Origin of the sequence: Reichenbachiella carrageenanivorans (assembly GCF_025639805.1) — a bacterium.
Classification (GTDB): Bacteria; Bacteroidota; Bacteroidia; order Cytophagales; family Cyclobacteriaceae; genus Reichenbachiella; species Reichenbachiella carrageenanivorans.
On record NZ_CP106735.1, the window covers coordinates 3,880,956 to 3,905,137 of the forward strand.

At 41.2% G+C, this 24,182-nt stretch carries 20 protein-coding genes and 2 tRNA genes; 11 read left to right on the forward strand and 11 right to left on the reverse strand.

Annotated features, from left to right (window positions below; genetic code table 11):
* Positions 1-8: 8 nt before the first annotated feature.
* Positions 9-2,444 (reverse strand): DUF5686 and carboxypeptidase regulatory-like domain-containing protein, encoded by a 2,436-nt coding sequence (locus tag N7E81_RS15750; RefSeq protein WP_263050557.1) that lies wholly within the window; start codon positions 2,442-2,444, stop codon positions 9-11.
* 189 nt (positions 2,445-2,633) lie between these two features.
* Between N7E81_RS15750 and N7E81_RS15755 the strand changes: the two genes are divergently transcribed.
* Positions 2,634-3,455, forward strand: a complete 822-nt coding sequence (locus N7E81_RS15755; RefSeq protein WP_263050558.1) for an SDR family oxidoreductase — start codon at positions 2,634-2,636, stop codon at positions 3,453-3,455.
* Here N7E81_RS15755 and N7E81_RS15760 read toward each other — a convergent pair.
* On the reverse strand, positions 3,448-4,194 hold the full coding sequence (locus N7E81_RS15760; RefSeq protein ID WP_263050559.1) for an SH3 domain-containing protein: 747 nt from the start codon (positions 4,192-4,194) through the stop codon (positions 3,448-3,450). The genes N7E81_RS15755 and N7E81_RS15760 overlap by 8 nt on opposite strands.
* A 74-nt stretch (positions 4,195-4,268) precedes the next feature.
* Here N7E81_RS15760 and N7E81_RS15765 point away from each other — a divergent pair.
* Both N7E81_RS15765 and N7E81_RS15770 read left to right on the forward strand, forming a co-directional pair.
* Positions 4,269-4,341 (forward strand) — tRNA-Lys (locus N7E81_RS15765).
* A gap of 131 nt (positions 4,342-4,472) precedes the next feature.
* A tRNA-Lys gene (locus N7E81_RS15770) sits at positions 4,473-4,545 on the forward strand.
* A 57-nt stretch (positions 4,546-4,602) separates the two neighbouring features.
* Here the strand turns inward: N7E81_RS15770 and N7E81_RS15775 are convergent.
* The 4 genes from N7E81_RS15775 to N7E81_RS15790 form a co-directional block, all read right to left on the reverse strand.
* Positions 4,603-5,199, reverse strand: a complete 597-nt coding sequence (locus N7E81_RS15775; RefSeq protein ID WP_263050560.1) for an EF-hand domain-containing protein — start codon at positions 5,197-5,199, stop codon at positions 4,603-4,605.
* Positions 5,200-5,257: 58 nt separating this feature from the next.
* Positions 5,258-6,157 carry a PorP/SprF family type IX secretion system membrane protein gene (locus N7E81_RS15780; protein WP_263050561.1) on the reverse strand — a complete coding sequence of 300 codons (900 nt, stop codon included), beginning with the start codon at positions 6,155-6,157 and terminating at the stop codon, positions 5,258-5,260.
* Positions 6,158-6,161: 4 nt separating this feature from the next.
* Positions 6,162-9,359, reverse strand: coding sequence for a gliding motility-associated C-terminal domain-containing protein (locus tag N7E81_RS15785; RefSeq protein ID WP_263050562.1), 3,198 nt, complete (start codon positions 9,357-9,359; stop codon positions 6,162-6,164).
* 136 nt (positions 9,360-9,495) lie between these two features.
* Complete coding sequence (locus tag N7E81_RS15790) at positions 9,496-10,503, reverse strand: amidohydrolase family protein (protein WP_263050563.1); 1,008 nt, start codon at positions 10,501-10,503, stop codon at positions 9,496-9,498.
* A gap of 125 nt (positions 10,504-10,628) precedes the next feature.
* On the opposite strand from N7E81_RS15790, the gene N7E81_RS15795 reads away from it, so the two are divergent.
* Together N7E81_RS15795 and N7E81_RS15800 are read left to right on the forward strand one after the other, a co-directional pair.
* Positions 10,629-11,063: a peptidylprolyl isomerase gene (locus N7E81_RS15795; protein ID WP_263053095.1), complete on the forward strand. Its 435-nt coding sequence runs from the start codon at positions 10,629-10,631 to the stop codon at positions 11,061-11,063.
* Between the two features lie 125 nt (positions 11,064-11,188).
* Positions 11,189-12,070, forward strand: a complete 882-nt coding sequence (locus N7E81_RS15800) for an SMP-30/gluconolactonase/LRE family protein (protein ID WP_263050564.1) — start codon at positions 11,189-11,191, stop codon at positions 12,068-12,070.
* Positions 12,071-12,119: 49 nt separating this feature from the next.
* On the opposite strand, the gene N7E81_RS15805 is transcribed toward N7E81_RS15800, so the two are convergent.
* Complete coding sequence (locus tag N7E81_RS15805) at positions 12,120-12,671, reverse strand: hypothetical protein (protein ID WP_263050565.1); 552 nt, start codon at positions 12,669-12,671, stop codon at positions 12,120-12,122.
* A 160-nt stretch (positions 12,672-12,831) separates the two neighbouring features.
* Here N7E81_RS15805 and N7E81_RS15810 point away from each other — a divergent pair, with 160 nt between their 5' ends.
* Positions 12,832-14,247, forward strand: coding sequence for a TonB-dependent receptor (locus N7E81_RS15810; protein WP_263050566.1), 1,416 nt, complete (start codon positions 12,832-12,834; stop codon positions 14,245-14,247).
* Positions 14,248-14,402: 155 nt separating this feature from the next.
* On the forward strand, positions 14,403-15,794 hold the full coding sequence (locus tag N7E81_RS15815; protein WP_263050567.1) for a sodium-dependent transporter: 1,392 nt from the start codon (positions 14,403-14,405) through the stop codon (positions 15,792-15,794).
* Positions 15,795-15,863: 69 nt separating this feature from the next.
* On the opposite strand, the gene N7E81_RS15820 is transcribed toward N7E81_RS15815, so the two are convergent.
* The gene (locus N7E81_RS15820) at positions 15,864-16,637 is read right to left on the reverse strand and encodes a hypothetical protein (RefSeq protein WP_263050568.1); all 774 of its coding nucleotides are present in this window, start codon (positions 16,635-16,637) and stop codon (positions 15,864-15,866) included.
* A gap of 75 nt (positions 16,638-16,712) precedes the next feature.
* Positions 16,713-17,942: an ABC transporter permease gene (locus N7E81_RS15825; RefSeq protein WP_263050569.1), complete on the reverse strand. Its 1,230-nt coding sequence runs from the start codon at positions 17,940-17,942 to the stop codon at positions 16,713-16,715.
* 302 nt (positions 17,943-18,244) lie between these two features.
* On the opposite strand from N7E81_RS15825, the gene N7E81_RS15830 reads away from it, so the two are divergent.
* The 4 genes from N7E81_RS15830 (at position 18,245) to N7E81_RS15845 (ending at position 22,321) form a co-directional block, all read left to right on the forward strand.
* Entirely contained in the window at positions 18,245-19,501 is a 1,257-nt protein-coding gene (locus tag N7E81_RS15830; RefSeq protein ID WP_263050570.1) for an asparagine synthetase B, read from the forward strand.
* A gap of 80 nt (positions 19,502-19,581) precedes the next feature.
* The gene (locus tag N7E81_RS15835) at positions 19,582-20,406 is read left to right on the forward strand and encodes a prohibitin family protein (protein WP_263050571.1); all 825 of its coding nucleotides are present in this window, start codon (positions 19,582-19,584) and stop codon (positions 20,404-20,406) included.
* A gap of 75 nt (positions 20,407-20,481) precedes the next feature.
* Positions 20,482-21,771: a citrate synthase gene (locus N7E81_RS15840; protein WP_263050572.1), complete on the forward strand. Its 1,290-nt coding sequence runs from the start codon at positions 20,482-20,484 to the stop codon at positions 21,769-21,771.
* Between the two features lie 100 nt (positions 21,772-21,871).
* A complete protein-coding gene (locus tag N7E81_RS15845) occupies positions 21,872-22,321 on the forward strand; it encodes a hypothetical protein (protein ID WP_263050573.1) in 450 nt (149 codons plus the stop codon).
* Here the strand turns inward: N7E81_RS15845 and N7E81_RS15850 are convergent.
* Together N7E81_RS15850 and N7E81_RS15855 are read right to left on the reverse strand one after the other, a co-directional pair.
* On the reverse strand, positions 22,318-22,893 hold the full coding sequence (locus N7E81_RS15850) for a Maf family protein (RefSeq protein WP_263050574.1): 576 nt from the start codon (positions 22,891-22,893) through the stop codon (positions 22,318-22,320). The genes N7E81_RS15845 and N7E81_RS15850 overlap by 4 nt on opposite strands.
* Positions 22,868-24,169 (reverse strand): DUF1015 domain-containing protein, encoded by a 1,302-nt coding sequence (locus N7E81_RS15855; RefSeq protein WP_263050575.1) that lies wholly within the window; start codon positions 24,167-24,169, stop codon positions 22,868-22,870. Before N7E81_RS15855 ends, N7E81_RS15850 begins: the two co-directional genes overlap by 26 nt.
* Positions 24,170-24,182 lie beyond the last annotated feature (13 nt).

A 24,182-nucleotide genomic window follows, 5' to 3' on the forward strand; every position in this document is an offset into this window, starting at 1 on the left:
CTGAAGAACTAGAAGCCCAGCCCAGCACGCAACCCATAGCCATAGCTAGACCCGTCTTGCATGGCTCCGTAAAAATCGAGCCGCAACACTTTGAATAGGTGCTCTAACCCCACTCCATATTCAATATAATGCCCAGATACTGAGGTATGCAAGTAATTAACAGATGCCACCACTTGTGCCTTGGTTTTCCTTATTAGTGGAAATTTGTTGAGTATAAAGCCATTGAAATGATGATCTACATGTACGCCCAACCATGCTCCATTTGTGCTGTACTGATAGTAGTCGAGCAATTGGTAATGATCTTGGCCAAACTTGGCAAAAATGGACTGATTGCCAGTAAAATGCCGATAATCCATAAAGTCCATTTTATCAGTATTGAAAAAGGTGCCTGCCCAAACAGTATAATTGCCACTACCAAAAAGCCCATAGTTAGCCCCTTGATAGACACGCATCACCACTTCGTCAAAGTTGGCATCTGAGTATGAATTCGTTACTGGTATTGCTTTTCTATATTGCACAAAGATGGTTGGATATTTACTATCAAGGTTAAACTTCATATCGGGTCGGGATATATACTTTTGCCCAAATTTGATATAGAAATTAGTTGTAAAAACCAATGCGCGGCTATGACCAAACGAAGTGTTTTTTCCTTCCTTGTTCAATTCATCATTGCTTGGAGCATTGGGTGCAAACAGACGATCGTCTTGATAAAAAAAGGAATAATCTGCCGTATTTTGCAATTCAGTCCTATGAGCATATTCGAGTGTAGATTTCCATGTGACACCGTTCACCACTTCGCTAGAATAGTGCAGTTTGGCAAATGACTTCTCGTACAGTTTCATATAATTTCGTCTATTCACCAATGTCTCAAAGGAATTGATCAATGGAGAAATCGGATCTGAGGCATTGTACTGAGAGACAAACTGGCCTCCCTCTACATAAGCCCGAGTCCTTTTGATGGGGTTGAACTGATATGAAAATTGTGCTTTATAATAAAAATCTTCACTCGAAAACCCATAACGCAAGGTAGGAGTCACTTGGTACTTCCAGATGCGCTCCTTCTCCTGCACATAGCTAGCCTTTAGGTTGACCACTGCTCCTTCTACCGTATTGTATTGAAGAATGTCGTATATGGGTTGAAACCTAAAATACCGTTCTTTATAGGACTGTTGATAAACATATCCACCAATGAACAAATTTTGAAAATTAAACTTATTGGAGACTTTGTCGATAGAATCTTTGTAAGGCTTGGCCTCCATCATGTGCTGCAGACTGTCCTTCCACCAGTAGTCTATTTTTTCTACTTTAGTTAATGGTATAGGACGCACTTCTTCCCAATATTTAGCATCACGCTTGTTGGCCTTATTTTCTATTTTCAATATTTCATTATCAAAATAACCATTAGGGAAAAGCTGGATTTGGTCTGCTTTTTTAGTTTCCACCAATTCATAATTAGGCTCTATTTCATATTCAGAATGAATCCCAACAAAATTGCCATTTCCTCTAAACCCAAATACATTGAGATAATAAGTAAATCGCTGCGAAAACAGCATCCAAATACCGTCCTGCACAGGCGCATAAACTTGGTAAACATTCACTTCATCCAAAAACTCAATCTGATGTGCTTTGGTCAATTTCAAATCCACGCTATAAATACGCCATGCATCTTCGATGATATAGATAAACCCTTCAAAAGCAGGATCATTTTTTCGCTTAGGTATTACTCTAATTTTATTAACCAACAGCCCTCCCTCCATCATGGTACCTTCCAGCTTATAATCATAAAAAAGCAGTGCATTTTGAGCAATGGGAGAAACAAACCCTCGCTCAGACAAACCAGGAAAAGTCATCAAATTATCATAAAAAGAAATAAGCATTTGTGACCCTTGGTTGTAACTAAATGCTGAATTGCTACCACTCACCTTAGAGGAAATCATCACTTCCTTTATTTTATCTGGGCGGGCAATACTCAGTTCGGATACCGATTCAGACAAATACACGATTCCCGTATCCAAGGCAATATTGACACCCAATACCTGATCTGGCTTTTCGTCTAGTGTCTGCATACCTTTCACATACACTTTACATTTGTAGGCATTTACTTCTTCTTGATGATACTTTCGCTTCGCCATGGCTTCGCGAATCACGGCATAAGCTGGGTCTGGTCCGCCAGCCTTCACCACCACCTCTTCCAATTGTAATACTTCTGGCTCTAGTACTACATTAAGCAGAATTCTTCTATGATCTACTTTTAGAGGTATCTGTTGTTTTTTATACCCTACATATTGGTAAACTAACTCATACTGCCCAGGAGGCAAGTCTAAGCTATACCGCCCTTCTATGTTGGTCGTAGTGCCTTTGGTGGTGTTCAACACATATAGTGTGGCAAAGGGTAAAGGCACACCACTCTGATCAGTTACCGTTCCAAACAGCTCCGCAGCCATTCCTTGCCAAGAAGAACAACACAACAGAAAAAAAAGAAAAATAATTTTAACAGGTCGAGACATGCAAAAACAAGAGTACAAGGTTGATTAACGCCAAATTAATAAAGATTTCAAAGCTGGAAACAATTTATCTCAAAAACGAGTATTACCTCAAGACTTATTAAATTCGAGTTTAATTTTCGACTAATAATGCCTAACAAACAAACCGCAATCATTACAGGAGGAACCTCTGGAATAGGCAAAGCATGCGCTGAGCTCTATGCATCCAAAGGATACAATATTGTCATTACTGGACGAAACCAAGAAAGGCTCAACAGCATCATCCAATCCTTTCATGCCGATGGCCATCAAGCACTAGGTATACAGGCAGATGCTGCTAGTGAATCTGGTGCACAAGACGTAGTAGGTCAGACCATCAAAACTTTCGGTTCTATAGATTTATTGATATGCAACGCTGGGGTTTCTATGCGTGCGATGTTTGAAGACTTGGATCTGAAAGTATTCAGAGAGGTGATGGACATCAATTTTATGGGAACAGTCAACTATGTAAAATATGCCCTACCCCATTTACTGACATCTAAAGGAACCATCATCGGTATCTCATCGATCAACGGACACAGAGGCACGCCAGCTCGTACAGCCTACTCTTCATCAAAATTTGCGATGGAAGGTTTTTTTGAAGCCCTTCGTACAGAATTGCTTTATAGAGGGGTGCATATACTTGTAGCTAGCCCAGGCTATACAGGCACCAATATCAGAAACACGGCTCTGACCGCACATGGAGAAGTACAAGGAGAATCTCCCAAAGACGAAAGCAAAATGATGACAGCCGAGGAGGTTGCCCTTAGAATCTATAAAGGACACCAGAAAAAAACCAGACACTTTATACTGACCCCATTAGGCTGGTGGCTCAACTTCCTCAATCAGTTTGTACCACGACTAATGGACAAGATCGTCTATAATGTACTAGCCAAAGAACCCGATTCTCCTCTAAAGGATAAACCTAGTTGATTTGTTTGATCATAGAAGAGCGGATATAAGCATCTTGCCCATTCCATAATACTTTAACCCAAATACCTTCATCGTTTATAATCATAAGACGATGACCTTTTTTTACTACCTCTACGAGGTCTGCCCCTGCCGATGGGCCAGTCATGAGGTATGCGTGATCTTTAACAATAATAGCCTGCGAGTCATTCAACCCAAAATTGGACAACCAAAAGAAAGCCAGCAAAACTACCACCGCAGAAATGGCATAAGGTTTGGCATTAGACCCTGACTTAAATTTGCGATACAGCACCACAATAATTAAGAATAAGACCACACTGAATAACAGGATATTGAACGCTAAATAATACTTATTAGCCAACCCTTTGAACCTAGTCGTATCGGTCAATGAAAAGCCAAAAAGCTCATGCTCATCGGCCAGTTCCTGCATCTTATTTTGTGCTCTTTTGTCAGAAGTCTGCAAATAATATTTATTCAGATAGATCAATGCTTGACTATAGTCTCCCAAGCCTTCTTTGATATAAGCCATCTTCATCAGCATCTGTGGTGATGCTTCATTCTGCTCAGTCATCAATTCATCATAAATTTCGAATGACTCCGTATACTTTTGAAGCTTAAAAAGGGAATCTGCCCGTGCTAATTTTCCTTCAATTTCGCCTCCAAAGGAGAAAAATGGAGTCATCAAGAAGCTGACAAAAAGTATTGTAATAAAATTGAAGATATTGTTTTGTTTTTTACTCATCTCGTGCCTACATTTGCAACCGCAAAATAAGGGAAGGATTGACAAAAACGAAACTTTCCAGTGCGAAAAAGTATGATTCGTTAGCTCAGTTGGTAGAGCAACGCCCTTTTAAGGCGTGGGTCCTGGGTTCGAGCCCCAGACGAATCACTGATAGTGAAAGCCTTTGACAAGGCAAGGAATTTAGTTCGATTTAAGTTAGATTAAACTCAATAATTCTAGGACAAATCACTTTCTAAAATAACCTTGGTAAAAGCCGAGTATTATTGTCCGCGTTTAATGATTCGTTAGCTCAGTTGGTAGAGCAACGCCCTTTTAAGGCGTGGGTCCTGGGTTCGAGCCCCAGACGAATCACTCAAGCACCGAGAATACTTGGTGCTTTTTTTATGCCTTCATTCTAATCACTCACCATCACACTTCAGTATACAATGTCCTTCGGGTATCGAACTGATAGTTTTCTGGATTACCAAACAAAAGATTTCCAGGCTTCTTCGTATCTTCACTCAAGAAGAACTCTTTAATCGCCCCTACTAATTCTTCTTTACTCAGTTGCAAATCATTGTTGAGGTCTAGTTTTTTGAAACAGATATCTACAAATTTGATCTCCACTCGCAATGAAACAAAAAAGCACATATACTCTTGCTTAGACAGGTAGCCGTTTTTGTCTTTATCATAAATGTAAAAAATATCGTCAGCAGCTTGCTGGGCAATTTTATCAAAAGGACCATAAATTTCACCTACAACTACAGCTTCAAGGTATTTCAACCAATTGGTCAAGTTGCACCTATTCGGCGTCTGACTACTTAAGAAATCCCTCAGCTGCGTCCAAAAATCCTGCCCCCTCTGAGTAATAAAGTCCTCCACCTCAGAAGGAGGCATCAGACAACGAAAAATCGCTACATTCTCACCCAAACTCATGAAGTCCCGCTCCTGAAGCAGTCCGTCATGATCAAAATCTAAAATTTTGAAAAGGTGTGTATATTTTTGAGTTAGTCTATCAGAAAGCATGTTTGAAATTACGCTTTTTCAAGCTTAATTTCAAACATGCACTATTTTGGGTACTATATTACTCTACATGAAATGGGTTGTACTTGATCATCAATCCATGCATATTGCTCCATGCATTTGGGTTTTGATCCAAAGTGGTATCATAGTGATACACCACAAAAAACTGATTAGTGATATGCAAGCCAATCAAAAAATTGACCCCAGCAACCGAGCGATAACCCACACCTGCTTCAAATTTTCCACTATATTCTATAATGGCATTGACATCAAACTGAATAGGCGCTCCTGAGACATATTTGACCAACATAGCTGGTTTTAAAAAATAATCTCTTGCCAGAGCCGTTTTATATCCAGCTTGGAGATAATAATGATTTTGCAAAGACAGGTTTGCATCTGCGCTAAACATTGACCCTGTAATTCTCGGCGCAGATAGCCCTACATAAAAATGCTTTTGGCTATAAAAAACGCCCATACCTATGGTCGGCAGAAAGGTATTAATGTCCTGCGCATACTCAGGATCATTGACCACACCCAAGTCCGTCAATCTCTCGCTCACATGACTCATCCCTGCCTGAATCCCAAAAGACAAAACGCTCGGATAAAAACCCCAGCTTGTATATGAGTTTCGATTTCTCGAAAACAACTTATAACTATAAGCCATCGAAAACTCCGTATTGCTATACACCCCCACTTTATCTGAAGTAATGGTTGCCCCTAAGCCCACACTTCTTATACCTACAGGACTATTGATAGTAAAATTACCAAACTGCGATCCTCCTTCAATAAACGGCACAGTCCTCGTGGCCTCAAGTGCTACATCTAAATGACCATAATATCCCGCATAGGCAGGATTGACCGTCATCAGATTATAAGTATAGGTCGATAGTACAGGTACTTGCTGCGCCAATCCAGCAATAGACTTGACCAACACCAACAATAGTATAACTCTAGTTTTCATTCTATTATCTTTTAATCATAATATATCCATCTGTTTTTTCTATATCATGCCCGGATGGAATATCGATATGATAGAAATAAGTACCTTCTGGCAATTGCCCTGTGCTTAAACCAGTGAGGTTATTGGCTTGTCCGTCAAATGATCTAGATTGATTGTCATAACCACGTTGCTCATAGATCAGGTTGCCCCAGCGGTTGTAGACATATACCGTATTATCTGGATATTTCTCAATACCTTTAATCTGCCAAGTATCGTTGATTCCGTCTCCGTTGGGAGAAAACCCAGAACTAAAAACAGGCTGCTCTACCCATACCGTTACCTGATCTTCTCCTACACAACCCTCTACTGTTTCCAACTGGACAGTATAATCCGTGGTAAACTCTGCTGTAGTAGTAGGCGACATGGTTTGGGTATCTGCCAAGCCATAGTTTGGTGACCAGGTCACTACTCCACTATGTATCGAACGAACCGATAGCTGTGTAGACTCTCCCTCTAAAATGACCTGATCTTCGCCAGCATCAACTTCAATGTCTTCAATTTGAATTTGAAAAATACAGCTAGAACTATTACCATATGAATCAGTAGCTACAAGTTCCACTTCCGTATCTACCACAAGTATCTCCCCTGCTTTTGGCGACTGTGTTACCATCTCGATCTCTGCACACACATCGGTTGCCCTTAAAGAACTCGTAAAGTCTGGCATTAAATTTCCACAAGTGAGCACCTGATCGGAGGGGCAGTTTAAGACTGGCCCTAGCAAATCCTCTTGTACCAAAATCTGAAATGTGATCTCATAGAAATTACCCGCATCATCAAGACCCTTTATATCCACAAGCATACCATCCACCACTTCTACCCCAGCTGCTGGCGACTGAATCAGCTGAATGTCTATATCACAATTGTCGGAGACCGAGGTCAGACTCGTATAATCTTGCAAAAGCGTACCACAACCCACTGTTTGGTCATCAATCGTTGACAACATGGGTGACTCTACATCGGCATGAATAAACACCTGAAAAATAAAATCATCTGCATTGCCTACTGCATCAGTAGCCGTAAGGGTCACAGTCATGCCGTCTGTCACAGCCGTACCGATGGCTGGAGACTGGGTAACCACAGGTGCCGCATCACAGTTGTCTATCACTGTACCTAGCGTCCTATAGTCAGACAATACCTCTCCACAATTCACGATTTGATTGGTCAGTCCCACGATGCCAGGGGCAACGGCATCAGGTTTAATATTTACCACAAAAGTATAATCCGCGGTATTGCCAGCATCGTCTGTAGCACTGAGCGTGACGATCATACCATCTACCACTGTACTACCAACTGCTGGCGACTGCACCACAGATGGAGATAGGTCGCAGTTATCAGACACAGTTCCTAATCCTGTATAATCCAACAAAACGGTATTACAATTCACATCTTGATCGGTAAGACCAGTGATCACAGGATCTTCTGCATCAGAAGTCAAAGAAACCATAAACGTACATACATCCGTATTGCCACTGTTATCTGTAGCCGTAAGAGTCACCGTCATACCATCGACAGCCATGCTGCCTACAGCAGGCGATTGAGTTATAGTAGGATTTGGGTCTACATTATCTGTAGCAGTTGCCAATGAAGTATAATCTGGTAATATAGTCGTACAACTAAGGGACTGATTAATAGGACAAGTAATATCAGGGTCAGTAGCATCACCAAAAGTATTGACTATGAATGTACACGTATTATTTACATTGCCAGAAGCATCGGTAGCGATTAGTGTCACTGTCATACCTGATATAACTGCAGTACCTACTGCTGGTGATTGTGTAATCACAGGCGCACTATCACAGCCGTCCCAAGCTGCCGCACTAGCAGTATAGTCTAAAAGAGTAGAACCTGCTGTTACAGACTGGTTTCCTGGGCAAGTGGTGAAATCAGGTGCACGCACATCGTCAGAGCACGGAGAAATAGCCGCCAACCATACATTGCCTACTACAGACTTATTACCTGATGCAGAAGTTTGATGCGTACTTGTTGCCATCACATAGTGATCAGGACTAATTTCTAGTACATGAGCATAATAATCAACAGAAGCTGACCCATAGAGTTCTTGCCATTCTATTTCTCCAGAAGCATCCAGCTTGACCACCACATTGTCGTACGAACCAAACGCTCCAGCATGATTGAGAATCCTACCACCCACGATGTAACCACCATCACTGGTTTCTCTCACACTCAGGCAATACTCTTCAGAGACGCTTCCGATTGTCCTGCACCACTCTTTGTTTCCTGAGGCATCTACCTTCACTATAAACATGTCATTGCCTCCAAATAAAGTAGCAATATCATGGTCACTTGAATTCGTACTCCCATACGTAATGAACCCTCCATCAGAAGTAGCCAAAACACCAGCTGTGTAGTCATTGCCACTGCCTCCAAAATTTTTCTCCCAAGTAAGGTCTAAATCCAGGTCCGTTTTCAGTACCCAAATATCAGAATACCCCCCGTAATGATTACTTACATCTCCGCTTGCATGAGTAGCCACTCCTGATAGGATTACTCCTCCAGATTGACTCACAGCCACATAGCCATCTCGCTGTATACCTGATGAGCCATAGCTACCAAAATCAAGGGTATTACCATCAGTATCTATCTTTAAAGCATACAAGGTCCCATTGCCGCCTCCAATCGTCTCATCTATAAAATCTAAATCTTGAGAAAACGTTCTTCCCGTAATCACAAAATCTCCGGAAAGCATCTTAGCCACACCGAAAGCCTCATCTAGACGTGTCCCTCCAAAGTTTTTGTTCCATACAATATTGCCATCTACATCAAATTTGACGGCCCAAATATCATCTTGTATACCATAATTACCAGGCACATCACCATCATCAGATTCAGTAGACCCCACAGCGATATACCCACCGTCGTCAGTGAGGGCTACCTCAATAAAATCGTCGGCCGAAGTCCCACCAAGTGTATGTGTCCACACCTCTGCTCCTGCATCGTCCACTTTCATAATAAAGGCATCTGAGGGGTAATTTTGGCTGGCTCCTACTAGGATGAATCCTCCATCTTGGCCTGGCTTCATGTCACGGATGTAAGCTCTATTTACCACTGTATGGCCAACTTCCCACTCCACATAATTTTGGGCATGACTATTAGCACTCAATGTAAGTGCTAGCAATAGCAATATAACTGGCAACCTTTTCATAAATAATACACATAAATCTTAAATATGTGCAAAATTCACTTTTAGTCAACTCAAATACATCGCCAGAAAATAGGGTTTTTAAAACTCACTAGAAGTAGTAGGTTTTGGAATAATTAAGGTTGCAAATCAACTCATGTTATATCTCCACACTCAACCAGTCCAAGGTAGACTGATACATGATATTGTCTTTATCTTTTTGAGCAATGTCACTGTCTTCGATAAATTTACCAATCTCCAAATCGCCTAACGGGAAAGGGTAGTCTGAGCCAAGCGTGATCTTATCTGAACCAATCATTTCCATGATGTATTTAAGATAAGGAAGGTCATGCGTAATACAATCCACCCAAAACTTACCCAAATATTCACGTGGATTAATCGAATTATCAATGGCAACTAAGTCTGGACGGCAATTGAATCCATGCGCTACCCTACCAATAGTCGCCAACAAAGAACCTCCCGCATGAGAGAAGTTGAACCTCACCTTAGGAAATTTCTCCAGTACCCCACCGAATATAAGTGAACAGGCTGCTCGCGAAGTTTCGGCAGGCATACCTACCAACCACGGCAACCAATACTTACTCATGTGCTCGCTGCCCATCATCTCCCACGGATGAATCATCACCGCCAGACCCAACTGCTCACAAGCCTCCCATATGGGATAAAACTCTGGCTCGTCAAGATTTTTATTATTGATATTCGATCCGATTTGAATACCAGGCAAGTGGAGTTCATTTTTTATTCTTTCCAGTTCTTGTACGGCATGCTTGGGCGATTGCATAGGTATCGTACCTAGCCCCAAATAGTGTTTGGGATAAGCTGCCACTACCTGAGCAAGGTGGTCATTCAGAAATTGAGAAATCTCTAGCCCATCCTGCGCTTTAGCCCAATAGCTAAACATGACAGGAATGGTACAAATAACTTGATACTGCGTGTGATACTGAGCATACTCAGCTATTCTTATTTCAGGATCCCAACAGTTTTCGTTGATTTCTCTAAAAAACACTCCGCCCTTCATCATATCGGCATACTGTGGGCGCTTATGCACGAGGTGTATAAAATCTCCATACCCAAATTTCTTTGCAAAATCAGGCAATTTCTCTGGCAAGATATGCGTGTGCATATCAATCTTCAGGCTTCTACTCATGGGATGCTGTTTCTTGGGTGGATGAATCAAAAAAATCAGTTCAATCCATTTCCGAAATTAATAATTTAAGTCAGCATTTGCGCCAAAAGCATTTAGATTTGCATTTTTGAAATTACAATTAAGAAATTATGACCGCAGAAATCCACACCACAAAAGGTGTAATGAAGTTGGAGTTTTTTGAAAAGGATGCTCCTAATACAGTTAAAAACTTTACCGACTTAGCCAAAAAAGGCTTTTATGACGGGTTGACTTTTCACAGAGTTATTCCTGACTTCGTTATCCAAGGCGGATGTCCTGACGGTACTGGCGCTGGCGGCCCAGGCTACCAAATCGACTGTGAGCTTGATGGCGACAATCAATTCCACGATCGTGGCGTACTCTCTATGGCTCATGCAGGTAGAAACACTGGTGGGTCTCAATTTTTCATTTGCCACAGCCGCACCAATACCGCTCACTTGGACAGAAATCACACCGTTTTTGGCAAAGTAGTAGAAGGTCTGGATGTGATCGATGAGATCAACCAAGGCGACAAAATGACCAAAGTAGTCGTGATCGACTAATCTTCATAGAAGCTGTTTGAGAGCTGATAAGTACTCTCGATGTATTTGCTAATCTCAAACAGCTTCTTATTATTACCCATGGGTTTTATTAATTTAGTAGCTCTTCAACTAATAAAATAAAACCTATGAAAACCAATATCCTTCTTGCTTCTCTACTCCTAGCAGGCATTGCTTGCACACCTACCAAAAATAAAGAAGAAGCACAGACACCACCCAAAACCATCACTCCTCCCTCCCTCTCCAAAGTATGGGAAACAGATACTGTGCTTACGACTAGTGAATCCGTGATCTATGATCCATTTCGCAAGGTGCTCTACGTATCCAATATAAATGGCGTACCGCCCACAGCGAAAGACAACGACGGGTTTATCTCTATCATTAATACTGACGGTACAGTAGCCACACTCAAATGGATCACCGAACTCTCTGCCCCCAAAGGCATGGGCATTGTGGACAGCAGTCTATTTGTCGCCAACATAGACGAAGTGATAGAAATCGATATCCCTAGTGGGGAAATCATCAAAAGGCATCCCATCGAAGGCGCGCAGTTTCTCAACGACATCACAGTATCCAAAGACGGCGATGTGTTTATTTCCGACACCATGACCAACAAAATTCATTTACTCAGCAAAGGGGAAATGACCACTTGGCTAACCGATAGCACTATGAAAGGTCCTAATGGTTTGCTACATCAAGGCAGCCACATCATGGCATCTTCCTTTGGTGGCGACGAATACTATCGAATAGATATCAATACCAAAATGATAGAGACTCTTACTGACTCTATCCCCGCGGGAGATGGTGTGACATCGTATCACGAACATTACTTTGTATCCAACTGGAATGGAGAAGTTCATTTTGTAGACAGCACCAACGCAAGAACAATTCTAATCGACACTAAGGAAATCGGTCAAAATGCCGCAGATATTTATTACCTGAAAGAAAAAGGCCTGCTGCTTGTGCCTACTTTCTTTGCTAATACCATAGCCGCCTATCAGGTAAAATAATATAGTATTAGAAAGTCCGAAGGAACCTCTAGAGGTTCCTTCGGACTTTCTAATAATTCAATTCTTTACTTTCTACGTTTCTAAACATACCTTCCGACTTGTAAAATGCACCACCTTCAATCATCCCAATATATTCGGTATGTTCCTCACGCCTTTCATACACATAGTGACGACCTAAATTGTCCAACGAATACAAATCGAAGCCCATTGATATATCTGAATCTCTAACAACGAGCGCATCGAAAAGCATTCCTGTATGCGTTTGATAATTGTGGTCAATATAGAAATATAAAACATGCCCTTTTTCACCAACAGGGTCCAATACATATTCAGCCTCCATCTTTGTCTGAATATTTTTCATTTTCAGCTTTCGCCAAATAAAAAACGGAGCACCCTTACTCGCCAACAACTTCCACTTGTACCAATAAGTAACCTCTACATCTCCCATCTTAAACGCTACCTTTCGATAATAAAACAGATTGAGAGAATCGATATAAATTGCGATGACCCCCAGTAAAAAAACAGTAAAAAAAAGCAAACCTCCCCAAAGAAGCCAATCGTTCGAATGCCCAGTGGCGTAGAGTAGAATGGTAGGATTCAAATTGCTATACAGTTGGTTATATCATGCTAAACGTTCATTTTCAATGGAAATTGACCTCCAGCAGCTCATAATTAAATTATTATCCAAAAATAGCAAAATCAAAGGGTTCCTCCTTTCAATTCGGCTTCCTTCTGGATAGTTTTGTACAAGCAAATATATTATGGAAGCAGGCATACACACCACCAAAGAAAAAGCACTCTCGCTCAATCTCAACGAATCCATTTATGGCACATTAGCCGAAATCGGTGCAGGACAAGAAGTAGCATCCAATTTTTTCAAAGCTGGAGGAGCCTCTGGTACGATTGCCAAAACCATGTCGGCCTACGACATGAAATTTTCTGACGCCATCTATGGCGCTACCAAGCGCTACGTATGTGAAGAAAAACTCCTCAAAATGCTTGACAAAGAATACCATTTGCTCTCCAAGCGACTCAACCACCGAGCAGACGAAACCAGATTTTTTGCTTTTGCCAATACAGTAGAAACTATCAACTACCAAAAAACCAACGAAGGACATGGCTGGGTTGGTGTTCGGTTTCAATTAACTCCTTTTGCAGAACCTAACGATTGTATTATTCACGTGGTACTCAAAGACCCCGACATGATCTGGCAACAAGAAGTGTTGGGCAAAATCGGAGTCAACCTTATCTATGGCTGTTTCAATCATTTTGCTGACCCAGAGCAGCTGATGATCTCTATTGGAGACAATTTCAGCAAAGATCGAATTGAAATAGACATGTTTAGACTCGAAGGCCCTGCCTTTGATGGGATCGACAACCGATTGATGAGTTTGAAACTAGTAAAGCATGGACTCACTAAAGCAGCTATTTTCAACCAACACGGAATTGTAAAACAGCCGACTTCATTCCTATACAAGAAAAATGTATGCGTACTACGTGGCAGATTTAGACCCGTCACGCATGTCAATGTGGACATGATGATAGCTGGTGTACGCCAATTCAAAAAAGAACTAGACAACAAAAACGAAAGCTTTGATGTGATCGCCGAACTCACACTTAGAGACCTTACTCTCGGAGGTGAAATAGATGAACAAGATTTTCTAGATCGTGTAGACCTATTGAATTCACTAGGTCAAACGGTATTGATCTCCAACTATCAGGAGCATTACCGGTTAGCTGTTTACCTGAGTAGAATCACCAAAAAAGGCAAGATTGCTTTCATACTCGGCACCAACAACCTCTCTCACCTGTTTGAGGAAGAGTACTACACCAATCTGCCTGGCGGTATTATGGAAGCTTTCGGGAAATTGTTTGCCGCCAATCAACAAGTATTTGTATACCCTAGTCTATCCCCTGATACTAAGGAGGTTCGTACCAGTCAAAATTTCGAAGCAGCAGACCACTTAAAACATCTCTATCAGCATCTCGTCACCAATCACTTCATTCAAGATGTAAAAAATGCTAAAGTGGAAAACCTCCATATCATTTCTGATGATGTACTCGCCATGATCAAAAAAGGCGAAGCAGGCTGGGAAGAATTCGTACCATTCAAAGTAGCCCACATGATTAAGGAGAAAAAAATGTTTAAGTACAAAGACCTAGCAGCCAAAGTATAAGTCACCAATCCTCATAATCCGCCTTTGTTAAAAAAAATGTGGGTTATTCCGTTTCGTCTTTTATATTCGTGTTTTCATGCGATTGTATAAGGAACGGTATATTCTGTATATGGCACCTTTACTACACGCCGTACGAACTCATTAAACAACAAAAAATGGCAGGAAGAGGAAATTTCAGCAACCGATTAGGATTTATTTTGGCAGCAGCAGGCTCAGCCGTTGGCCTTGGCAACATTTGGAAATTTCCTTTCGAAGTAGAAGCTGGTGGCGGAGCAGCCTTCGTCCTTATCTACCTTATTTTCTGCTTTGTACTCTGTTTCCCCGTCATGGTCACCGAAATTGCTATTGGTAGAAAAACCAATAAAAATGCAGTAGGCGCTTTCAATGCTTTAGGATACGACAAATGGAATATCATTGGCAAAATGGGCATCCTCGCAGGAGTAGTCATTCTTTCCTTTTACAACGTAGTCGCAGGCTGGGCTTTCGGGTACTTCTTCGAAATGGCTCAGGGCAATTTCAGTGTGGGCAAAACATTCGGAACTTATGTTTCCGATGCTGGCACTACAGGAGTATATGCTTTGATCTTCATGTCATTTACCGCATATGTAGTCTCTAAAGGAGTCTCTGCTGGCATAGAAAAAGGGGCTAAAATCCTGATGCCCACTTTGATCATTATGATTCTAGGACTACTGGCTTATTCACTCACACTACCCAATGCCATGACTGGTGTCAAATACTATCTCATCCCTGAGTTTTCTGAGTTGAATCTCAAAACCATAGGAGGTGCATTACGACAGTCATTTTTCTCACTCTCATTAGGCATGGGCACTATCATTACATATGGCAGCTATTTATCTAAAAAAGAAAACATCGTCAGTGCTTCGGTATCAGTTACTTTCTTTGATGTAGGTATTGCTCTTTTAGCTGGGCTCATGTTATTTCCTCTGGTGGCTTATAGCACAGGCGGCGACATGTCCAACATTCAAGGTGGTGCAGGATTAATTTTTGCTGCATTGCCTAGCGTATTCGAATCGTTGGGCTCTGGGCTCGGTAGTATTCTTGGCGCCTTATTCTTCTTATTGCTGTCCTTTGCTGCACTTACCTCTACAGTATCTCTACTAGAGGTTCCTGTATCTTATGTAGTAGACGAACATAAGATAAGTAGGCCAAAAGCCACAGCCATTACCGCTGGCATAGTCTTTCTAGTAGGCCTACCTTCTCTTTTAGGCAATGGATATAGCGACACATTTACTTCATTCATCACCTATATAGGCGCTGAAAATGCTGTCACTTTTATGGATTTCTTAGGCCATTTGGCTGACTGCATGTTGCTTTTGGGAGGGTTCTTGATCGTTACCTTTGCTGGATATGTTTGGAAAAAAGAAAACCTCAACGAAGAATTAGCCATTGGCTACGAAGGTTATGAAAACTCTAAAGTAAAAGTATTTCTAGGGTTTGCGGTTCGCTACCTCTGCCCCGCTCTTCTCGGTCTCTTGTTTGTATTGGTGGTTTTGAGCAACTTCTTCGGAGTAGATATTATCAACTAGCCTAATAGACGATCTTCATTTCAAACCTTCAGGAGGTAAAAGCCCTGAAGATTTAACAAACCATTTTTTTTATTTCTTCACAAAACCCTCTTCCTCGCCACCATTAAGCACGATCGTGTAGTCACCAGGAGCTAACATGCGCAAGGGGATTTCTTTGGCTTTGCCTTGCAGCACACTTTCATCTCCTCTGAATATTTCGTAAGAGGCTTCTTGTGAAAAAGTCATTTTATCAGTAACGATACGAGGTGAAAAAGTCACACTTTCTGGATAGTGGTAAAATTCCATTTCCATAGAATACAGATACCTGCCTTCTGGCAATTCATATTTGATTCTATATTTATTGCCCCCCTCTACATGCTCAGGGAAATACACATACTGTGCCCCGTCAAACCTACCTTTGGCTCGCATCACTTTCACCACATCCCAATAATCATTCTTTAGTTTTTCGATCTTAAACTTGCCATCTCGCCGATCTCCTTTGGTATACCAATGCATGATGGAATCGTTGAGTACAAGGCTATCAAACTTAAAATTGCTATGATAAAGTACCGCCTCTGGATTCACTATCCGTGGCCTACAACTGTCGCCATGCATGATTTTTACTGAGACTGGCGTGTACAAATCCACCCCTTTGAAATTCAACCGAACAGCTGTAAGCTGTAGATTGGTGCTGGTTTTCTTACCATTCACTAAAATGGACTGCACACAAAATTGCCCAGAGTCTGCCTGATATGGATTTTGTATATAAAGACCTTCACCTTTATATACGCCACTAAGCAGCAGCTCTTGACCGAAGGTCGTTTGTGAGATTAAAAATATAAGAAAAATTAAATAACGCTTCATTGTATACTATGGGAATGACGTAAAGCTCGCAATATTTTTAGTTCTAACGAAACTCCATCCCAAAATAATACAATTCTATTCAAAACGTAAAGAAACGATTGGATCTAACTTAGAAGCTTTATAAGCTGGCAGATATCCAGAAAGCAAGCCAACGATCATACCGATCCCAAAACCTACCAACATCCACAGCCAAGGCACCACAAAAGTATCTGCCAAAAGTGTAGAAATGATATTACCTACAATAAAGCCAAGCAGAACACCTCCCAGTCCACCGATTTGTGTGATCACTATCGACTCGATCAGAAACTGCTGTCGGATACGCTTAGGTGTAGCTCCCAAGGCTTTCCGGACACCGATTTCCCTTGTGCGTTCTGTCACTGATACCAGCATGATATTCATCAGACCAATAGAAGCTCCCAGCAGCGTGATAAAACCAATAGTAAAGCCCCCAATACGCAAATAGCCTGTGATCTCTCCGAGCCTTTCGGCTAATGATTTCTTCTCCTGGACATCAAAGGATTTTTCACCCCCTGGCGTATCTTTTCTAATCGCTTTCATCAGACCTGTGGCTTCGCCCATGAGGTGATCCATGTTCGTAGGATCTTTTACCGACACACCTATTTTATAGTTTAGCGAACGATTTTTTGCCAGCCGTCTGGCTACACCCAAGGGGACGATCACTGCTCGATCTGCTCTTCCGCCTTCTGTCCCTTGTTTAGCCAATACACCTACTATTTTAAACTTCATACCCAAAAAAGAAATAGACTTATTTAGGCTTTTTTCATTCTCCTTAAAGAGCGTATTTAATACTTCATGACCAATCAGTGCAACGTTAGCACCGTTTTGGTGTTCGAATGCAGAAATGCTTCTCCCATCTTCGATATCATACCCTTCTACATATAGATAATTGATGTCTCCCCCAATCACCGACACATTGGGGTTAGTCACTTCCGATCCATACTTCACTTCAGCATTACGTGTCACCGAGGTGTACAATGCCGTCACTTCCCCTACTTTATAGTGATCCACAAATTGCGAAACCTGATCAAAAGTCAGCCTAGGATAGTTTTTTTGTGCAACGCCACCTTTTTTACCTCGCTCTAGACGAATGTCTTCTATCACGAAAGTATTAGACCCTAAATTGGAAAAACTATCATTGATAGAATTTTGAATACCATCTATTGCCGTAAGGATACCTACTAAAGAAGTGATGCCAATTGCAATAATGGCAGCCGTCAAGGTGGTTCTGAGCTTATTGGCCATAATAGACTTCACAGCCTCTCGGATATTTTCTATTTGATTCATAGGCAAACGCTTCGTGCTTTAGTCGCAAGTCAAGGTAGTTTATTACAGCGAATCAACTAATATTTACCTTAAATTGTTATTAGAAATTTATTCCTTACATAATCTCCTCAAAACAGTCACTACATTTCGTTTTATCCCTTTTATCATAACGATACTTTGCTTCTTTCGTAAGATTCCCTGTAGAAAACCACTGATTTACTCTGATTTACAGACTCATTGCAACGTTCTAATGACAAATTAGGGTTTAAAGTTTGAGCTTTAAAAAATAGGAGTTTGTAAATTGGCCTCAAAATACGATGTACATGCGCAAAAGCTTAGTTCTATTTCTCTTATTAATTTCATTTGGACTCAAAGGGTCTCACCTTCTACTTCCGATGGACAATACCCAATCTAATCATTTGAAGGCTTATGGCATCGCCTATTGGGTCTTACAAAAAGAGATAGAAGTAGATTGGCTACTCAACTATAAAGGAGGAGCCTTTATGTTTAAATATTTCCAAGACTTTGAAAATGAACTAATCATTCGTGGCGTGAGCTACCAGGTAATCTCTGATGCTCAGGCCAATGGCATACTCAGTGAGATCGCAAGTCCAGCGTCCAATATGGACGCTATGAAATTGGAGAAGTACCCCAAGATTGCTGTGTATTCGCCTAAAAGCAAACAACCTTGGGATGACGCTGTTACCCTGGTATTGACCTATGCAGAAATCCCCTATGATGTGGTGTTCGACGATGAACTGATGTACGATGAGCTACCCAAATACGATTGGCTACATTTGCATCACGAGGACTTCACAGGACAATACGGTCGTTTTTTTCGAGTGTATCAGCACTACCCATGGTACCAGCAGCAACAGCGTGAGTATGAAGAGTCTGCCCGCAAACATGGCTTCTCTAAAGTCTCTCATCTCAAATTAGCCATCGTCAAAAAAATACAGTCTTATGTAGCTAGTGGTGGTTTTCTATTCGCCATGTGCTCTGCTACAGACACCTACGACATTTCGTTGGCAGCCGAAGGCATAGACATTTGCGAAAGCATGTTCGACGGAGACCCTGCCGACCCACAGGCACAAAACAAATTAGATTTTAGCAAAACCTTTGCTTTCGAAAACTTCACCATCGAACGAAACCCCTACATCTACGAGTTTTCTAACATAGACAATCAACCCAATCAACGAGGTCTTACAGAAGATAATGACTACTTCTCTCTCTTCCAGTTTTCTGCCAAATGGGATCCCATTCCTACCATGCTCACACAAAACCACGAACACATCATCAAAGGCTTTATGGGACAGACTACAGCGTTCAAAGACCGTTTGGTTAAATCAGATGTAGTACTACTCGGAGAAACCAAATCGATCGAAGAAGCCAAATACATTCATGGTATTTTTGGCAAGGGATTTTGGACTTTTTATGGCGGACACGACCCTGAAGACTACCAGCATTTAGTCAATGAAGAACCTACAGATCTGAACCTACACCCCAACTCACCTGGATATCGGTTAATACTGAACAACATCCTCTTTCCAGCCGCCAAAAAGAAAAAGCAGAAGACTTGATCTAGCCATACTTTAACCCTCATTTAACCAATACTTTATATTACATTTGGCTCCTAAACATTTAACAAAATCTACTTCTCATGGATAACAGAAAATTTTTACCCTTTTTAGTCATTGCAGCCGTTGGTCTTTTTGTAATCGTCGGTCTGTCCTCTAGTTTGTTTTACACACTCGGACCAGCAGAAAGAGCGGTGGTGTTCTACAAATTTGGCAATGGCCTAGATAAGGAAAATGTAATCGGGCCTGGGTTCCATGTGAAGGCGCCTTGGAATAATGTCTATGTATTTGACGTATCAGAAAACAAAGTAGAAGAAGGCATGGATGTGCTCGATAAAAGCGGCTTATCTGTAAGTGTAGACGTATCTGTAAGATTCACCCCTATGCCTTCTAAAATCGGATACATCCAAGAAACCTTCCAACAAGACTATATAAACAGATTAGTCATTCCAGAAGTACGCTCTTCGGTTCGACAGGTCATGGGTAGATATACTGCAGAAGAAATCTACTCTACTAAGAGAAGTGAAGTAGAAGGTGCTATCAAAAATGAGACAGCAGCTATACTAAGCGCAGATGGCAACAATGTAATTATGAAAGCATTCTTGATACGTGCCATTAATCTACCTGCTCAGATCAAGCAAGCTATTGAAAACAAACTACAACAAGAACAAGAGGCTTTGGCTTATCAGTTTAGACTAGACAAAGAACTAAGTGAAGCAGAGAGAAAAAGAATTGCAGCAGAAGGAGAAGCTGCTGCCAACAAAATTGTTAACTCAAGCTTAACACCTGAATTACTGAAAATGAGAGGAATTGAAGCTACCATTGAGCTTTCAAAATCACCTAATTCGAAAGTTGTAGTGATCGGGGGCGGCAAAGAAGGCCTTCCATTAATATTAAACAATAATTAGACTTTAAAATAAGTCAACAATTCACTATTTTCGCGTTAAAATTTTATTAGTCCTTTCACTTAATCAGAAAAATCAATGGCAGAAGAAACCGCAGAAATTAAAGTAGGAGATAAGAGCATTGAACTTCCATTAATCACCGGCACCGAAAATGAGACCGCCATCAATATTGGGGCGTTACGGGCGCAAAGTGGACTAATCACACTTGACCCTGGGTATAAAAACACAGGAGCGACCAAAAGTGCTATTACGTTTTTGGATGGAGAAAAAGGCATCCTAAGGTATAGAGGTTATTCGATAGAAGAACTAGCAGAGAAATCTACATTTCTGGAGGTAGCTTATTTATTGATATATGGCGAATTGCCAGATACAAAAACGCTTGAGGAATTCAAATCAGGAATTACTCACCACACCTTAGTACATGAAGACATTAAGAAAATCTTGGAAGGCTTCCCTTCTAATGCACATCCAATGGGTGTACTTTCTTCTTTGGTGACTTCATTGACTGCTTTTTACCCTGAATCATTAGATCCAAATAGATCAGCAGATGCTGTGGACCTAAGCATCATTAGAATACTGGCTAAAATGCCAACATTCGCCGCATGGGCGTACAAAAATGAAGTAGGCCAACCAGTAGTATATCCAGACAATGGACTAGACTACTGTAGTAACTTCTTGAAAATGATGTTTGCTCTTCCTACAGAAGAATACAAAATTGACCCAGTAGTAGCGAAAGCACTTGATACACTACTTATTCTACATGCAGATCACGAACAGAACTGTTCTACTTCTACTGTAAGAATTGTAGGCTCTTCTCAAGCCAGCTTATACGCTTCACTATCAGCAGGTATCAATGCGCTATGGGGCCCACTACACGGTGGGGCCAATCAAGCAGTAATTGAAATGCTAGAAAACATCAAAGCTGACGGTGGAGACACTGAAAAGTGGATGAACAAAGCAAAAGACAAAAACGATCCTTTCCGTTTGATGGGCTTCGGACACAGAGTTTATAAGAACTTTGATCCAAGAGCTCGAATCATTAAGAAAGCTGCTGACGATGTATTGACTAAATTGGGTGTAGTAGATCCTGTATTGGATATTGCTAAGGGCCTCGAAGAAGTAGCATTGAAAGATCCTTATTTCGTAGAAAGAAACCTCTACCCTAACGTAGATTTCTACTCAGGCATCATCTACAGAGCACTCGGTATTCCTACCGAAATGTTTACCGTGATGTTTGCCCTAGGCAGACTACCAGGTTGGATCGCTCAGTGGAAAGAAATGAGAGAAAACAACGAACCAATCGGTCGTCCAAGACAAGTATATGTAGGCGCAACTGAAAGAGGTTACACCGATATTAACAAGAGATAAGTAGAACCTACGTACTCTTTAGAAAATAAACCCTGGCGAAATCGTCGGGGTTTTTTATGGTCTGTATTACCTTAGCCTTATCACTATCAATTCAACATCTATGTATACTATTATATTATATACTCACTCCTGGCTCAGGTGGGTCGTTTTGATCCTAGCCCTAGTCAATATCTACAAATCCTTTGTTGGGTTTAGAGGGGCTTTACCTTACGGTAAATCAGAAAAAAGCCTGGCAGCCTCGTTCGTTGGCACCCTGCATTTAACCTTTGTATTAGGTCTAATTCTTTATTTTATTAGCCCATATGCCTATCAGGCATTCGGCGGATCAGAATCTGTGATGAAAAACCCAACCCTTAGGTTTTGGGCTGTAGAGCATGCATTCGTCATGATACTAGCCATAGCCGCCGCTTCGATCGGAAACGCCAAAGCCAAAAGAGCAGCTACTGACCCTGAAAAATTCAAAGCTCAACTGATATTCTTCTCTATTGCTTTGATCTTGATATTATCAAGAATCCCTTGGGGAGAAGCGGGGAGATTGTTCAGGTTTTAAACTGGATAGATACCAAAATCTGATTTCAGCATTTGATATACCCGATGGATGGGCAACCCCATGACATTATAAAAAGAGCCTTGGATAGAATCAATGCCAACCATCCCAATCCACTCTTGAATACCATAACTACCAGCTTTGTCATAGGGCTGGTAGTTTTTTATATAATACCTAATCTCCTCTGGAGACAAGCCCCTCATTTGCACGGTAGTGACCTCGCTAAAACTCACCTTATGATCTGGGCTAGAAATACAAACACCCGATACTACCTCATGGCTATACCCAACTAGACTAGTGATCATTTTAAAAGCTTCTTTTTCATCCTTTGGTTTACCCAAAATCTGCCCCTTGGAAATCACCACTGTATCCGAGGTTAGTACAACTTCGTCTTTGAATAAAGCTCTATAAGCTTTGTTTTTCTTTTCTGCCAAAAACTCAGCTACTTCCAAACTAGCCACTCCTTCTTCAAGCGACTCGTCTACATCAAGTACATGTACATCGAATTGGAATCCAGCATCTTTCATCAGTTGTTGACGACGAGCAGAATTAGAAGCTACGATCAATTTTTGCATGGTTATCTTCTGGTTTAATAGACCCAAACAAGTATCCACAGATTACTTTAGGGTAAAAATAAGTTGATTTCTGAGGCAGTGTATAGCCTGAAAAGCAAACGTCTTTCACCGTCTGCATGGGGATTTCTTGGGTAAGTATGGCTGCCTGTGCTTTTCCAGAGATTACCTCCTTCACACAAGCGGACAGATTTCGCTCAAACCTGATCTTCTTGGAGATGGGCTGTTTTTCCTTCTTGATCTCCAGTACTTTTTCCATGATAAAATAATGCAAAATGGTAATGTCCAATTGCTTGAGTATATCAGGGATTGCCCAAGCAATCTCATAGTATTTTTCCTGTCTCAGTCTAATTTTATAAACATCATCTCCGATCATTAGCCCAAAAGCCCACTTTTTTCCTGCTATTACAGCCATGATATCCTCATCATTGTCCATCGATCGGATATGAAAATATTCAGACAAATCATCCAAAAACTGTTCTGCCGAAAATTCATTAATCCCTTGAATCAACCTATGTGTAGGAAATATGCGTAGATCGTCCGACTCGGTATTGGTCAAGTACATGGTGTGAAAATTATACGGTTCGTTGCCCGTATGCAGCTTATCTTTTGCTTTTTGCTCCTTCAGGTAAGCCAATGCCCCTTGGTACCGGTGATGCCCATCGGCTAATATCACCTGTTTGTCTTTGAGCAAAGACCGAATCTTTTGAATTACCTCATAATCCTGAATGACACCCAACACATCACGTACGCCTTGATAGTCCTCACTGTCATACAAAGGTGATTGCATCGCATCTTCCATATATTGTTCGATGGATTTGTCTACATCCGTATACAGTCCATGCGTAGGGCTCACATGCATATGAGTATGCTCTAGCAATTTTTTTCGATCATTCACTGAATGTGGCATGGTGTCCTCGTGGCGAAGTATTATCTGCTCTTCCCAATCATACAAGCGAATATTACACACAATCCCTTTCCTACAAAAAGACCGTGTATGGCCTGGTAGTTTGAAATGCTGATAGTACACATAGATCGCAGGGGTCTGATCTTGTACAATCACTCCCTTTGCTTTCCACTCTTCGATTCGGTGCTCTAGCAGAGCTCCATCAGGCCCTTCTAAAGGCACGGATATATGAATACTATTGTATTCGCTTTGATATAGTTTCTCTCGATACTTTTCCGAAACCACATCGAAAAGCGGAGACGTAAGTTTATCAATATTTTCGCCTAAGGCCTGATTATACCTAAAGGCGCGAAAGGGTTTAATTTCTGCCATAGTTAATGCCTTT